Raw genomic sequence first — 14,988 nt, 5'->3', positions numbered from 1 at the left:
CGGGGCGGAAGATTAGGTGAAGGGCTGGCGACCCTAGCCGATGTCCGCCGGCCGCGCGCCCTTCGGCGCCGCATGCCGGGAGAAGCCGACCACGAGGATGGCGATCGTCAGCAGCTGAACGGCGACGCCTTCGACCGTCGGGTAGAGGCCGAGGATTTCGATCCGGGGGATCCAGGCCAGCGGGTGGACATCGAGCCAGCCTGCCTCCTGCAACGCCGCCACCCCCTTCCCGACGAGGACGACCGACAGGATGGCCATGAGGATCGAGCTCAGGGAGAAGAACCGGCCGATCGGCAGGCGCTTGCTGTAGGCCAGCAGGGCCCAGGCCACTACGGCCAGGATGACCACCGCCGTCAGGGCGCCGGCCAGCATGCCGAGGTGGCCGCCTTGGCTCCAGATCGCCGCATAGAAGAGGATGGTCTCGAACACCTCCCGGTAGACCACGACGAAAGACAGCAGGAACAGGAACCAGGCTGACCGTTTCGACAGCGCGTGGGAGAGCTTGTCGCGGATATAGGTCTGCCAGGCGTCGGCGTGCGACTTGCCGTGCATCCAGATGCCCACCGAGACGAGCACGACGGCGGCCAGAAGCGAACCGAACCCTTCGGTCAGTTCCCGGCTGGCGCCGCTGATGGAGATGAAGAAGGTCGCGGCCGCCCAGGTGGCCCCGCCGGCGACCAGCGCGGCGACCCAGCCGCCGTGGACGTAGCGCAGCACCTCGGGCCGTTCGGCCTTCCTGAGGAAGGCGATCATCGCCACCACGATGAGAAGGGCCTCTAGGCCTTCGCGCAGGAGGATGGTGAAGGCGCCGAGGAAGCTGGCGACATTGTCCGCCTCCTGGGGCGCGAGGGCCCGCTCGGCCGTGTCCAGCAGGGCGTTCGCACGCGCGACCCGACCGGCGACCTCCTCGGCGGGCGCACCCCGGCTGATCGAGACGCGCAGCTCGGTCATGGCGGTCTCGACCCGGCGCAGCAGGGCGCCGTCCCGGGCGCCGAGGGCCGGCTCGATCGGCTCGACGCCGTCGAGGTAGGCGGACAGCGCCGCGTCGGTGGCGGCCTTGCGATCGCCCCGTCGATAGGCGGCCTCGCTCTCCGCCAGGCGCGTCCGCGCCAGGGTCAGCGTCGATCCGGCCGGGCGCGCCGCGGCCTCGGGATGACGTCGCAGATAGGCGGTCAGGGCCCGCGCCCGGGGTTCGCCGAGGCGGGTGGCCAGCTCGGCCGGCGTGGTCTGGGTGAGGGCTGCCAGGTCGGGGAAGGCCGCGCGGACCGCCGGATCGCCGTCCCACAGGCGCTTGCCCTCGGCGGCTTCGGCGTCGGTGAAGGCGAAGCGGCCGACATAGAAGGCCAGCGCCCAGCGGTCCTCGGCCGGCAGGTGCGAGAAGCTGGCCATCGCCGTGCCCTCCAGCCCCTGGTCGATCACCTGGTAGAGCCCGAAGACGCTGCGCTGGCGCGCGCGCTCCACGTCGGCGAAGGCGATCGCCGGCGGATCGAGCCCTTCGGCGCCGGGGCCGTCGGCGCGCCCGGTCACGCCGTGGCAGACCGCGCACTGCTCGGCGTAGAGGGCGGCGCCGCGGGCCAGGTCGGGCGGGAACGAAGGCGCAAGCGGGCTCGGATAGGCCGCCAGCACCGCGCCGGCCAGGGCCTTGGCCCGGGCGCCGACGACGGCCGGATCCGCCTTGTCCCGGATGGCCGCCTGCAGGCCCTCGGCGTCGCGCATCAGGGCGGCCTTGGCCGGGTTGGCCGGCAGGGCGTCCAGACGCGTCCGGATCTGGGTGCTGAACTCGATCATCTCGCCGTATTCGGCCGGGTTGACGACCTCGCCGTCGGCCACTGCGCCGGCGTAGTCGACCGCCACATAATCCAGCAGCCGCCAGGCGACCTGGGCCTCCGAGGCGGACGGCGCCTGGGCGAGGGCCGGGGCGGCCAGCCCTAGGGCGAACAGCAGGGTGAGCAGACGGAGCAGAGGACGCATGGGAGACCTAGTTGTGAGCGGCTCGCAATAGCATTCAAGCGACGCCGCTGTCGCGTCTAAACCGCGGACGCGCCCGGGCCCGCAGAGGCGGCCGCGATCGCGGCTTCCGGCGGGTCAGACCTCGTAACGCGCGGCCGTCAGAGGTGGATCGTGCGCTCGGCTACCGCCAGGCAGGCTTCGCGCAGGGCTTCCGGCAGGGTCGGATGGGCGTGGCTTGTCCGCGCCAGATCCTCGGCTGCCGCGCCGAACTGCATGGCGGCGACCGCTTCATGGATCAACCCGCCGGCTTCGGGGCCCAGGATGTGCACGCCGAGGATCTTGTCCGTCGCGGCGTCGGCCAGAACCTTGACCAGACCGTTCTTCTCCAGACGCGCCTTGGCCATGGCGTTGGCGGAGAAGGGGAAGCGCCCCACACGGTAGGCCACGCCGGCCGCCTTGAGGTCGTCCTCCGTGCGGCCGACCGAAGCCAGTTCCGGCCAGGTATAGACGACCGCCGGAATCGTTCCGTAGTCCACATGGCCCGCGCCCCCCGCCAGGCGTTCGGCCAGGGCGATCCCTTCCTCCTCCGCCTTGTGGGCCAGCATGGCGCCGCCGATGACGTCGCCGATGGCGTAGACCCCGTCGGCGCTGGTCCGGAACCCTTCGTCCACCGGAATAAAGCCCCTGCGGTCGGGCGCAATGCCGACCGTTTCCAGATCGAGCCCGGCGGTGGCGGGCCGTCGGCCGATGGAGACCAGCACGACATCGGCCTTGATGGTTCCTCGCGCGCCATCGCCCACGGGCTCGACGTCGAGGACGACGTCGTCGCCCTCCATCCGCGATCCGACCACCTTGTGCCCAAGGCAGAACTGGAAGCCCTGGGCCTCGAGCACCTTGTGCAGCGCCGCCGACATCTCCGAGTCGACGCCGGAGGCGATCCGGTCGAGCACTTCGATGACCGTGACCTCGCTGCCGAGCCGACGCCAGACCGACCCCAGCTCCAGTCCGACGTAGCCGCCGCCGATCACCGCCAGATGGCGCGGCGCCGCCGTCAGGCTCAGGGCGCCGGCGGAGGTGACGATCCGCCGCTCGTCGATGGGCAGGTCGGGCAAGGTCGCCGCTTCCGATCCGCTGGCGATGACCACCGCCTTGCGGGCCTGCACCTCGAAAGCGCCGTCCGCGGCGCGCACCTCCACCCGGTCGCGCGCCAGCAGCCGGCCGCGGCCCTGGAAGCGGGCGACCTTGTGCTTGCGCAGGAGGTAGGCGACCCCTTCGCCAAGCTCGGTCACCACCTTGCCCTTGTGCCGCATGACACCGTCAAGATCGGCCCGCACATTGTCGACCATGACGCCGAACGCTTCGAGACTGCGCGCCATCTCCAGCCGCTCGGTGGCCTGGAGCAGCGCCTTGGACGGAATGCAGCCGATGTTCAGGCAGGTCCCCCCGAGCAGTTCGCGGTCGTCGATGACCGCCACCGACAGGCCGAGTTGGCTCGCCCGGATCGCACACGGGTATCCGCCCGGCCCGCCGCCGATGATCACCAGGTCGTAGGAGGTCGTCGAACGGCTCATGGCGTCAGCCTTTGCTGCGAGTGGATGGGAGAGAAGGGCCCCGGCCAGCCCGAGGAACCGGCATCAGGCGCCCCCCTCATTGAGGGCCGCGTCGCGCGTCTCCATTCGGAACCCGCTTCCGGGGAGGGCCGGCAGGCGGCGGAAGTCGATCTCCAGATCCTGATCCGGCAGCCGGTAGTTCAGGTCGGCGAGCAGGCCGACGGCGCGCTCCATCAACTCCACGACGATCCCTTCGCCAGGGCAACGGTGACCGGTCGCCGCATCCCCACCGCCCTGGGGGATGAGACCGAACGGATCTCCGGAGCCGTCGCTGAACCGCTCCGGCCGGAACGCCTCGGGATCAGTCCAGTGTGCGGGATCGTGATTGGAGCCATAGAGGTCGAGGACCACCTGACGGCCCTCCGGGAAGACCAGGTCGCGCCAGCGAAACGGCGCGCGCACACGCCCGATCACTGCCGGGAAGAACGGATAGAAGCGTCGGACTTCCTGGACGAAGGCGCGGCGACGTCCGGGGTCGGCGACGGCCAGACGGGCCGCATCCGGGTGAGCCTGCATCGCGTGCGCCACAAACACGATGTAGACCGAGGTCGCGACAGTCGGCCGCAATACATTGGCCAGTTCGACCGCCGCCGTGTGGATCGGCAACGGTTCGCCGTCTTCGGCGCGGGTCCAGGCCCAGGCGTGGGCGGCCGTGTCCGGATCCGGCGACAGACGGCCGGCGCGAATGTCTTCAATGATCGAGCCCAGCCAGGCGTCGACGCGGCGACGCGCGTGCCTCGACCACAGATGCCGGGGGCCCCGCGATCCCGCCGCGTCGAACAGCGCCCTCAGGTGACGGACCCGCTTCGCTTCGTCGTGCGGCTCGAGCGGCACGCCGGCCCAGCCGCAGACAGCCCGCGTCAGCACCGGCTGCAGGGCGTCATAGAGCACGATGTCCTCCTCGCCGGCCCATTCGACGGTCGCGCGCCGCCACTCCGCTTCGAACAGTTCGCCCAGCCGCGCGACACGGGCTGGCGACATCAGGGAGATGAACACGCCCTTGCGGGCGCGGTGGGCCTCGCCGTCCAGTCCCTGAACGCCGCCCTCGCCGAGCAGCGTGCGGCGGACCGGCGCCGGCATGGCGCCCGCCCGCACGATGCGGGTCTCGTCATAGAAGATCCGCGCCGCCTCGCGGCCTCTCAGACAGGTCGTCTCCTTCAACGCCAGGCGGGTCTCGACGACGTCGGCGCCGGCCTGCCCGAACAAGTGGGAAAGGCGCCGATAAGGGTCCATCAGCAGGGCCAGGGTCTGGTCGCTGTGTCGCGAGGTCGGCCGATGCGTCATCAAATCCTCCAGAAGGACGGGTGGTCCGCGACGGGAGCCGTCAATCGCCTCAAAACGTCACGGTGGGCCAATGGCTCCGGGGTCTTTGCGCCTTCCGATCTTCCACAGGGTCAAGGCGGCGCGGACGGATCGTGCAACGCCTCGATCACCTTGCAGGCGGAGACCCGGCCCCCGGCGCATTCCGTCGTCATCCGTGAGAGTTCGCGCTGGAGGGCGCGGAGCCGGGCGATCTTCTGTTTCACATCGGCGAGATGACGTTCGGCCAGGGTGCTGGCCTCGGCGCAGGGCCGATCGGGGTGATCCGACAGATCAAGCAAGGAGCGGATCGAATCCAGATCGAAGCCCAGCTGGCGGGCATGCCGGATGAATGACAGGCGGCGCTCCGCCGCGTCGTCATACATGCGCCGGTCGCTGGCGGTGCGCGGCGGCGCCGGGAGCAGGCCGATCTCTTCATAGAAGCGGATGGTCGGAACCTTGACGCCCGTGGCGGCGGCCAGCTTGCCGATGGGGCGCAACCCGGACGAGGCGGGAGAGGGGAGGGGCATCGCGTCAGCTCGCAACGGCGGGTGAAAGGCAGAAGTCGGCGGGGCGAGGAGGGGTCATCGGCCCAGCCCCATCAGCGCGAGGGCGATGCCGAAGGCGGCGATCGTGGAGGCGCCGGTGAGCGCCATGCCGAAGGCGCGGGCCGCCGCGCCCCGCGCGTAACCCAGGGCGAAGAACACCCGTCCGACCAGATAGAGGGCCACCAGCACCGGCAGCAGTACCATCTCCTCGCCGCGCAGCACGGTGGCGAGGACCAGGTGGGCGCCGACCGCCAGGACCGTCTGTTCGAGCGAGTTCTGCAGCACGGCGGCGGGCACCGCGAGCCTGGCGCTGGGCGCCGCGTAGGCGGAGCCGGGCCGGTCGGCATCGGACCGGAACCGGAGGCTGGCCACCACCCTCAAACACCCCGCGAGCCAGAGGAAGACCGGGAGATCCGCCTTCAGGGCATAGGCCAGGCGATCGGCCGTCGCCATGTCCCGCGCCGCGCCCAGAAGCGGCGGCGGGAGCCAGAGCCAGGCCGAGGCCAACGCTGCGACCGTGATGACGATCGCCGGCGCCGAGCGGACGGCGATCGCCTTCTGTTCGGCGGAAAACCTCATCGCGCCGCCCGTCCCAGGGTCGGGGACGCCGCGCGGCTGTCCGAGCCCCGGACGGTCAGGAGGAGCAGCGCGACGCCGCAGACAATGGCCGCATCGGCGAGGTTGAAGGTCGGCCAGTGCGCCTCGCCCCAATGCAGGTCGATGAAGTCAGTGACCGCGCCGAAGCGCAGCCGGTCGAGCAGGTTGCCGATCGCTCCGCCGGCGATGAGGCCCGCGGCGGTCGCCGTTAGGGCGCTGCGCGTGCGCCAGATCCAGGCGAGCAGGGCGCCGATGATCACGAAGGCCACGGCGCTCAGCGCCCATCGTCCCACGTCGCCCGAGCCGGCGAACAGGCCGAAGGTGACGCCGGGGTTGAACCCGAGACGCAGCGCGAGAAACGGCGTGAGGTCGATCGGAGCGTCCAGCTGAGCGCGCGCTGCGGCCTTGGCGGCCTGATCCACGACGGCGACCACCGCCGCGAGCGCGAAGGCGATCGTCTGCAGGCGGCGGGGAACGCGTCGGGTCGGGTGCATGGTGATCATGAAGCCTCCAATGGATTTCAACTGATTTTGGGCCCTCTAGTTACTAGAGGATCAAGCGGGTTTTATCTGACGGGCGTTTCTTTCATGGAAGCCATGCATTCTCGGCATGATCGTCTAGCCAATGGGAAATGCATGCTTCTCGCGAAAGGGTAATCCGATGACTGAACCCCCTCTCGTCCTGTGCACTTCCTCGCCCGGCTGCAGTTGCGGCGTGGCCTCCAGGTTCGACGGCGCCACCCCGCCTACCGGCGCATCCTGATGGCGGTGATCGCCGTCAACGGCGCCGCCTTTATGGCCATAGCCAGCGGCGCCTCCCTGCAAGGCTCGGCGCCCCCTGGGCGCCAATGTGCTCGACTTCCTGGCCGACGCGCCACCTACGGCATCAGCCTGGCCGTGATCGGACGTTCGGTCGCCGTGCAGTCCGGGGCGGCCAATGGCCAAGGCGCCAGCCTCGTTGCGTTGGTGCTGTTATTCCTCAGCTACGCGATCTCGCGAGCCACCTCCGGGGCGCCGTCCCGTGGCATCACCGGACTGGGCGCTCTGGGCTTCTTCGCCAACGCCCTGGCCGGCTTACTGCTGGTCCGCCACTGCGCAGGCGACTCCAACGTCCGCTCGCTCTGGCTATGCGCGCGCAACGACCTTATCCAGAGCCTGGCGTCGCGGCGACCGGCGGAGCGGTCTGGCTGACCGGTTCACGATGGCCCGACCTGATAGCGGCAGCGCTACTCAGGTGAAGATTGCGCATTCTGCAATCTCGATCCACCTGCAGACGCAGCGAAAGAATCGGACGCGATCAGCGTGCGCTCGCTTAAAGATCGCTCGACGTTGCTGAATAGGTCGAGATGGCCGACGATGCGCCACTCTCGGCCTTGCATGTCGACTTTCCCTCTCCCTCACCGCGGATTGGTGGTCACTCGAAACAGTCGCAGCCCCCGAACACTGTAACAGATTGCTTGATCGCCCGAATGAAAGTATCCACCAAGCGATGGCGTGGCCAATTGCGACATGGGCAAGACTGATACTGGCGGTGACCCTGGTCTCCGCCGTGTTTTTCGTCGCCCCGATCGCTGACGCCGCGACCTGCGTCCCGGAGACGGCATCGGCTCACGCCATGGTCGTTGAAGATGCGGGCGATGGCGACCAGGTCGACCTTGGCGCTGGGCACGGAGTCTGCACCCACGGCCACTGCCACCACAACGGAACTGCCCGTGCGGATGTCGCCGACCACATCGCGATGCAGATCCACGCGCGGCCTGTTCACGCCTTCCCCTCGAGTGATTTTCCGTCGTCGATCTCTCCCGACGGCCTGAAGCGCCCTCCCAGAGTCTGACCGGACGTCTGCGCCGCCGTGCGCGCGAACTCGTGTCAAATTTCTGGAAGATGAATCATGCCTCCCTCATATCGCAGGCCGCCGCGTTTCGCGGTCGGCTGCGCGTTGGCCGCATTCGCGGCCGTGCTGGCCAGTCCCGCTTGGGCTGACCCCGCGCCGTCCTTCGCCGAGCTGCTCGCCCAGCTGGGTCAAACCCCGGCCACCCTTGAAGCCGGCGCCCTGTCGGACGCCGCCGAAGCACGTGTCCGCCAGGCCCGTGCGAGGCCTAATCCGACGATCGCTCTCGACGCCGAGAACGCTTTCGGCACGGGGCCCTTCTCGGGCTACGCCAATGCCGAAACCACCTTGTCGATCAGCCAGGACCTCGAGCTGTGGGGACGTCGGACCGCGCGGGTCAATGTCGCCCGCGCGGAAGCCGGAACCGCGGCGCTGCAGCGGGATCTCGCCATCATCGACGCCGCCGGAAGGCTCGCTCAGGTCTATGCCGATGCGGAAGCCGCCCAAAGGCGGGCTGCTCTCGCGGAGGAAAGCCTCACCCTGACCATCGCCGATGCGAGGGCCGCCCTTGTTCTTGTCGAGGAAGGCCGTGAGCCGCTGCTGCGCGGCATCCAGGGGGAAAGCGAAGCGGCTGCGGCGCGTGCCTCTCGCGATGAGGCCGTCGCGGAGCGCGACGCGGCCTTCGCGCGGCTGACCGCAGTCGCCATGTTGGCGGCTCCGGTCACGACGATCGACACCAGCCTGCTGGACCTCGCACCTGCCGCGACCTTCGCTCCCCCGGCGGAGGCGCCGGCCGTTCGCGTCGCCGAGGCTCAGCGCGCGGCCGCCGAACGCCGGATCGACGTCGAGCGGATCCGCTCGCGTCCTGACATCAACGCCAGCGTCGGTGTCCGTCGCTACGAGATGGAGGACGCGACGGCGCTGACTTTCGGCGTCAGCATGCCGCTGCCCCTGTTCGACCGCAACCGCGGGAACATCGACGCGGCGCAGGCCGACTTCCGGGCTGCGGATGCGCGGCTCCTGGGCGCCCGCCAGGAGGCCCAGGCCGATCGCGCCGCGGCGCGGGCGCGCCTCGCGGCCTCTGTGAGCCGGGTCTCCGCCGCCGATGCAGGGGTGGCGTCTGCCGAGGAGGCCTACCGTCTGTCGCGGATCGGATCCGAAGCGGGGCGCATCTCCCAACTCGAGCTGCGGGTCACCCGTGCAGCCCTGATCTCTGCCCGAACTTCGGCCGTCGATGCGCGCCTTGCACGCGTCCAGGCCGAGATTGAACTTGCGCGCCAGGACGGCCGCGCCCCCTTCCAAGGAGCCCAATGATGCGCAAGCGCACATCCAACAAGACGTTGCTGATCGGCGGCGCCGCCGCCGTCGTTCTGCTTGGCGGAGGCGGGCTGTTCCTGCTCACGCGCGGGCCGGACGCCGCTCCAGCCGCCGCCGAGGGTGAGGCGGGTCACGCTGAAGAAGAGGGCGCCCATGCCGAGGGCGAAGCCGGCCACGAAGGCGAGGCCGAAGCGCCGGAAGGCTTCGTCGCTCTGAGCGCGGCCCAGGCCCAGGCCGCCAACCTGATCGTGGTCGGCGTCGGTCGGGGAGGGGGCGCCGAAACCCGGCTCTCCGGGCGGGTCGAGCCCATGGTCGACGCGCGCGCCGCTGTGGCGGCGTCCGTCGGCGGGCGGGTCGAGCGGGTTCTCGTAGCTCCGGGCCAGTCGGTCCGGATCGGTCAGCCCCTGGCGAGCGTCGTCAGCGGTGAAGCGGCGACGTTCCGCGCGGACGCAGACGCGGCGGCCGCCGAAACTGAAGTGGCGCGCCAGGCTTATCAACGCAACCGCAATCTGGCGGACCAGGGCGTTGTCGCCCGACAGGAGGTCGAGGCGTCCCGCGCGCAACTGCTCAGCGCCGAAGCCGGCGCCCGCGCGGCTCGCGCGCGGTCCAGCGCGGCGGGCTCGCCCAACGCTTCGGGCCGCCTCAGCGTCACCAGCCCCATCACCGGAGTCGTGACCAGCGTCCAGGTCGGACCGGGCGGCTTCGTCGCCCCTGGCGGCGTTGTCGCCGAGGTCACCAACCCGGCCAGGGTTGAGCTCGTCTTCAACGCGCCGCCTGCTTTGGCCGCCAATGTAAGGGCCGGGGCGCCTCTGCGGGTCAGCAGCCCCAGCGGCGACTTCGACGCCATCGTCACCGGCGTGGCCGCAGGCGCGGGCGGCGAAAGCGGCGCCACGGTCATTCGGGCCCGGCCGACGGGCTCTGTCCTCCCGCCGGCCGGTTCCGCCGTCACGGGGGCGATCGTGACGGGCGAGACGACGGGCGGTCTCACCGTGCCGACCGAGTCCGTCCAGACCGTCGACGGCAACACCGTCGTCTTCGTTCAGGTCCCGAACGGCTTCCAGGCCCGTCCGGTGCTCGCCGGTCGTCAGGCCGGGGGGCGGACTGAAATCCTGCGTGGCCTCACCGGGGCTGAACGGGTCGCCGGCACGAACGCCTTCCTCCTCAAAGCCGAGCTCGCCAAGGGCGAGGCCGAGCACGGTCACTAGGGGCGCACCGAATGTTCAAATTCATCATCGAACTCTCGGTCAAATTCCGATGGTTCGTGGTTCTCGCCACGGCGCTTGTCGCGGCCTACGGACTCCTCGAGCTGACACGGCTTCCCATCGACGCCGTGCCGGATATCACCAATCGCCAGGTCCAGGTGACCACGGTCGCTCCGGCGCTCGCGCCTGAACAGATCGAACGACAGGTCACCTACCCGATTGAAACCGCCATGGCCGGCATTCCCGGCCTGACCACGACCCGATCCCTCAGCCGAAACGGCTTCAGCCAGGTCACGGTCATCTTTACCGACCAGACCGACATCTATTTCGCGCGCCAGCAGGTCGCCGAACGGCTCGCGGGCGCCCGGGAGGCCATGCCTGACGGGGTGGAGCCGACCATGGCCCCGATCACCACGGGCCTCGGTGAAGTGCTGATGTGGACGATCGACTACAAGCCGTTCAACAGTCAGAACCTCGCCAAGCCTGGCGAGCCGGGCTGGCAGGCCGGCGGAGCCTATCTGACGCCCGAAGGCGATCTGCTCTCGACCCCGCAGCAGCGCGCCACCTATCTGCGTACCGTACAGGACTGGATCGTCGCGCCGCAAATGCGGACCGCCCCCGGTCTCGCGGGCGTCGACACCGTCGGCGGCTATGTGAAGGAGTATGCGGTCCGTCCGGACGCGGCGCGCCTTTCCGCCTACGGCCTGGGCATGGGCGACCTTATCCAGGCTCTTGATCGCGCCAACACCCAGGCCGGCGCGGGCTATATCCAGCGCGCTGGCGAAGCTCTGACGGTCCGCACCGACGCCCTGGCCTCAACCGTGGAGGACCTGGCTCAGGCGCCGGTCGTCAACCGGAACGGCCTGATCGTGCGGGTCGCCGATGTCGCCACGGTCGAGATCGGCCAGGCTCCGCGCCTGGGCGGCGCCAGCCGTGACGGCCACGAGGCCGTGCTCGGTACGGCGCTGATGATCGCGGGCGGCAACAGCCGCACCGTGGCCCAGGCGGCCGGGGAGCGTCTTGAGGAAGTTCGCAAGACGCTGCCCGCGGGGATCGAGGCGGTAACGGTTCTCGACCGTAGCGCCCTGGTCAACTCGACAATTTCGACGGTGGCGCGCAACCTCACCGAGGGCGCGCTTTTGGTCATCGTCGTTCTGTTCCTGCTGCTCGGCAACATTCGTGCGGCCAGCATCACAGCGCTGATGATCCCGATCAGCTTCCTGTTCGCCGTCATCGGCATGAACCGGTTCGGCATCAGTGGAAACCTGATGAGCCTGGGCGCGCTGGACTTCGGCCTTCTGGTCGATGGCGCGGTCATCGTCGTGGAAAGCACCCTCCTGATGCTATCGCAACGGCGGATCGATCTGGGACGGGCCCTGACCCGTCGGGAACGCCTTGATGTCGCCGTGGCCGCAGCTCGCAAGATGGTCAAGCCGGCCGCCTTCGGTCAGCTGATTATCCTGCTCGTCTTCACTCCCCTGCTGATGCTTGAGGGCGTCGAGGGCAAGACGTTCGTCCCCATGGGCGCGACGGTCATGCTGGCGCTCGTCGGCGCCTTCATCTTCTCCTTCACCTTCGTGCCGGCGATGACGGCCCTGCTGGTGCGGGATCCCAAGAAGGTCGAGACCGACGAACACGGCCAGGCCCACGAACACGAAACCTTCCTGCTCCGCCACGCGCGGCGTTGGATCCAGCCGGCCATCCGCGCCGCCGTCGATCGTCCGAAGATCGTTTTGATCTCGGCGCTCGGCGCGGTCGTTGTCGGTGGTCTGGCTTTCTCGTCCCTGGGGAGGGAGTTCATCCCCACCCTGGACGAAGGCGACATCGCCATGCAGGCGCTGCGGGTTCCCTCGGCGTCGCTGGAACAGTCCCTCGCCATGCAGATGGCGTTGGAACGGGTCATCACCGCCCAGCCGGAAGTCGAGACCATGTTCTCCAGGACCGGCACCGCCGAGGCGGCCGTCGACCCGATGCCGCCCAACATTTCGGACAGCGTCATCGTTCTGAAAGACCGCAAGGACTGGCCTGATTCCGGTCTCGAGAAGGAAGCCCTTCTCGAGCGCTTCGAAGATCTGGCCAATCAGCAGATCGGCAACAACTTCGAGTTTAGCCAACCCATCGAACTTCGCTTCAACGAACTGATCTCAGGCGTGCGGACCGACCTCGCGGTCATGGTCTATGGCGACGACTTCGACACCATGCAGCGGGTCGCGGATCAGGTGGCCGGCGCGCTGCGCCAGACCACGGGCTCCGCCGACGTTCGCGTCGAACAGGCGTCCGGCTTGCCCACCCTGACGGTCAGCGTCGATCGGTTCGCGGCGGCCAGCTACGGCCTGTCCGCAGCCGACGTCTCCGAAGCGGTCTCGGCCGCCATCGGCGGCGCGGAGGCCGGCCGGATCTTCGAGGGCGATCGTCGCTTCGACGTCGTCGTCCGCCTACCGGACGATGCACGCAACGATCCGGCGGCGCTCGCGGCCCTGCCCATCGTCTCTGCGACGGGCGTGACCGTGCCTCTGTCCTCGGTGGCTCGCATCCAGAGCGCCGAGGGGCCGAACCAGATCAGCCGCAACGACGGCAGCCGACGGATGGTGGTCCAGGCCAACGTCCGCGGCCGGGATCTGGGCGGCTTCGTCACCGACGCGCAAGCGAAGGTCGATCAGATCCAGCTCCCGCCAGGCGTCCGCCTGACCTGGGGCGGTCAGTTTGAGAACCTCAAACGCGCCGAACAACGCCTGGGCCTGGTTATTCCGATCGTCTTCGTTTTGATCGGGGTGCTGCTGTTCATGGCCCTGGGGTCGTTCTCCGAGGCTGGGCTGGTCTTCGCCTGCGTGCCCTTGGCCCTGATCGGTGGAGCCTTGGCGCTTCTCCTGCGAGGGATGCCGTTCTCGGTGTCTGCGGCCGTTGGCTTCATCGCCGTCTCGGGTGTGGCGACCCTGAATGGACTTGTTCTGATGCAGGCCATTCGCGAGCGATTGCAGGCGGGGCTCGCGCCCCGGGACGCGGCGATCGAAGGGGCGTCCAGCCGATTGCGTGCGGTGTTGACGACAGCCTTGGTCGCCATCGTCGGCTTCATCCCGATGGCCCTCGCCCACGGCGCGGGGGCCGAGGTGCAGAAGCCTCTGGCGACTGTCGTCATCGGCGGCCTCCTGACCGCGACAGCCCTGACCTTGCTGGTCCTGCCGACCTTCGCGGCCAAGGCGGTGCGTCACCGCAAGGACGAGGGGGTGGAGGATTGATTGCTCGCACTCAGGATGACCGTCAGCAGCGACGCACGTTGCTGACGGTTCTCGCGCTCAACGCGGGCCTGGCATTAGCTCTTGGGATCGGCGGCCTGTCCGCCGATTCCAGCGCTTTGCTGGCCAACGCGGTGGACAACGCCTCGGACGCTGCTGTCTATCTGATCAGCTTTCTCGCGATCGGTCGGCCCGTTTCGTGGAAGCGGGGGGCGGCGCGCCTTTCGGGCGTCATGCTCCTCATCTTCGGCGCTGGCGTCCTTCTCGACGCGGGTCGTCGGTTCCTCATCGGGACCGAACCGATCGGCCCGACCATGATGGGGCTCGCGGTCGTTGCGGCGATCATCAACCTGATCTGCCTGCAGTTGATCCGCCGCCAGCACAGCGCCGACGTCAACATGAAGGCTGCTGAGACGTTCAGCTTCAACGACTTCGCCTCCAACGGAGGCATCCTCGTCGCCGGGGCGTTGGTGCTCTGGCTCGGCCAGGCGTGGCCGGACCTCGTCGTCGGCGTCCTCGTGGCCGCCATCGCGTTGAAGGGCGGCGTGGACATCCTGCGCGATGCGGCTAAGGATCGTCCGGATGAGGGGGAGGCGCAATGATGCCGCTCGATCCCTCCGACGACGTCTCGAGCGTCTCCAAACCCGCAAGCCCTGCTTCGTCCGGCTCATCACTTCCTGATGACGCCTGTCGATCAGCGGTCGATATCCAATCCGTTCAACGATGGCGCAAGGCGGGCATTCTCGTCGGGGGCCTGCTTCTTGTCGTCTGCGCGGCGCTCGTCACATCCTGGCCCTTGCTCGAACATCCTGTCGAGCATCTGGGCCTGATCGCCATCATGGTTTGCATCATCGGTCGGGCTTGGTGTTCCCTTTACATCGGTGGCCGGAAGAAACAGGAGATCATATCCGCAGGACCGTATTCGGTCAGCCGCAATCCGCTGTACGTCTTCAGCTTCATCGGCGCGTTTGGCATCGGCGCCCAGTCCGGCAGCCTTAGCGTCGGTTTGGTCTTCGGATTAGCCTGCTGGGTGGTGTTTCGCATCGTGGTCGGCCGCGAAGAACGCTTCCTCTCCGACGCCTTTGGACACGACTACCAAGCTTACCGTGAGCGCACCCCTCGGTTCCTGCCCAAGCTCTCCCTATGGCGCGACGAGGCGGAAATCATGATCCGGCCGGTATTCTTCGTCCGCACGGTGCGCGACGGCTTCGTCTTTCTCCTAGCGCTTCCGCTTTTCGAAGCGATTGAGCAGCTCCAGCGGCTCGGGGGCTTTAATGCCGTCGTGCCCGTGCCCTGAGGTCGGGAGAACCGGGATGACCACCTGCGAGCGGATCGCGCTGGAACCCGCTGGCCCGGCGCGCCTTCGCCCGTGTCGCTATCCCGCCCCCTCGATCGCGGCGGT

Annotated in this window: 13 protein-coding genes; 7 read left to right on the top strand and 6 right to left on the bottom strand. The window is 68.9% G+C overall.

Features of this window, described 5'->3' with window-relative positions; translation table 11 throughout:
- Window positions 1-33 precede the first annotated feature (33 nt).
- From AC4PRM_RS08925 to lspA, 6 genes are all read right to left on the bottom strand, one after another.
- A complete protein-coding gene (locus AC4PRM_RS08925) occupies window positions 34-1,971 on the bottom strand; it encodes an FTR1 family protein (protein ID WP_372692907.1) in 1,938 nt (645 codons plus the stop codon).
- A 137-nt stretch (window positions 1,972-2,108) separates the two neighbouring features.
- The gene (gene lpdA / locus AC4PRM_RS08920; RefSeq protein WP_439471261.1) at window positions 2,109-3,521 is read right to left on the bottom strand and encodes a dihydrolipoyl dehydrogenase; all 1,413 of its coding nucleotides are present in this window, start codon (window positions 3,519-3,521) and stop codon (window positions 2,109-2,111) included.
- A 63-nt stretch (window positions 3,522-3,584) separates the two neighbouring features.
- On the bottom strand, window positions 3,585-4,844 hold the full coding sequence (locus tag AC4PRM_RS08915) for a cytochrome P450 (RefSeq protein ID WP_419756332.1): 1,260 nt from the start codon (window positions 4,842-4,844) through the stop codon (window positions 3,585-3,587).
- A gap of 110 nt (window positions 4,845-4,954) precedes the next feature.
- Complete coding sequence (locus AC4PRM_RS08910) at window positions 4,955-5,389, bottom strand: MerR family transcriptional regulator (protein ID WP_313003946.1); 435 nt, start codon at window positions 5,387-5,389, stop codon at window positions 4,955-4,957.
- 54 nt (window positions 5,390-5,443) lie between these two features.
- On the bottom strand, window positions 5,444-5,986 hold the full coding sequence (locus AC4PRM_RS08905) for an MAPEG family protein (protein ID WP_372692910.1): 543 nt from the start codon (window positions 5,984-5,986) through the stop codon (window positions 5,444-5,446).
- Window positions 5,983-6,507, bottom strand: a complete 525-nt coding sequence (gene lspA / locus AC4PRM_RS08900; protein ID WP_372692911.1) for a signal peptidase II — start codon at window positions 6,505-6,507, stop codon at window positions 5,983-5,985. Before lspA ends, AC4PRM_RS08905 begins: the two co-directional genes overlap by 4 nt.
- A 258-nt stretch (window positions 6,508-6,765) precedes the next feature.
- Between lspA and AC4PRM_RS08895 the strand changes: the two genes are divergently transcribed.
- The 7 genes from AC4PRM_RS08895 to AC4PRM_RS08865 all read left to right on the top strand — a co-directional run bounded on the left by AC4PRM_RS08895 (window position 6,766) and on the right by AC4PRM_RS08865 (window position 14,883).
- On the top strand, window positions 6,766-7,194 hold the full coding sequence (locus tag AC4PRM_RS08895) for a hypothetical protein (protein WP_419756331.1): 429 nt from the start codon (window positions 6,766-6,768) through the stop codon (window positions 7,192-7,194).
- Between the two features lie 340 nt (window positions 7,195-7,534).
- Entirely contained in the window at window positions 7,535-7,837 is a 303-nt protein-coding gene (locus tag AC4PRM_RS08890) for a hypothetical protein (RefSeq protein WP_244999706.1), read from the top strand.
- Window positions 7,838-7,894: 57 nt separating this feature from the next.
- Complete coding sequence (locus tag AC4PRM_RS08885) at window positions 7,895-9,148, top strand: TolC family protein (protein ID WP_040349348.1); 1,254 nt, start codon at window positions 7,895-7,897, stop codon at window positions 9,146-9,148.
- A complete protein-coding gene (locus AC4PRM_RS08880; RefSeq protein WP_040349349.1) occupies window positions 9,148-10,356 on the top strand; it encodes an efflux RND transporter periplasmic adaptor subunit in 1,209 nt (402 codons plus the stop codon). The genes AC4PRM_RS08885 and AC4PRM_RS08880 overlap by 1 nt, the downstream gene beginning before the upstream one ends.
- An 11-nt stretch (window positions 10,357-10,367) precedes the next feature.
- Window positions 10,368-13,589: an efflux RND transporter permease subunit gene (locus tag AC4PRM_RS08875; RefSeq protein ID WP_419756330.1), complete on the top strand. Its 3,222-nt coding sequence runs from the start codon at window positions 10,368-10,370 to the stop codon at window positions 13,587-13,589.
- A 38-nt stretch (window positions 13,590-13,627) separates the two neighbouring features.
- Window positions 13,628-14,188 carry a cation efflux transmembrane domain-containing protein gene (locus AC4PRM_RS08870; RefSeq protein ID WP_419756329.1) on the top strand — a complete coding sequence of 187 codons (561 nt, stop codon included), beginning with the start codon at window positions 13,628-13,630 and terminating at the stop codon, window positions 14,186-14,188.
- Window positions 14,185-14,883, top strand: a complete 699-nt coding sequence (locus AC4PRM_RS08865; RefSeq protein WP_419756328.1) for a methyltransferase family protein — start codon at window positions 14,185-14,187, stop codon at window positions 14,881-14,883. The genes AC4PRM_RS08870 and AC4PRM_RS08865 overlap by 4 nt, the downstream gene beginning before the upstream one ends.
- The last annotated feature ends 105 nt before the right edge of the window (window positions 14,884-14,988 follow it).

It is taken from the genome of Brevundimonas sp. DW-iso22, from assembly GCF_058725425.1.
Note: the sequence above shows the minus strand (reverse complement) of the source record. Positions and strands in the feature narration are given on the sequence as shown.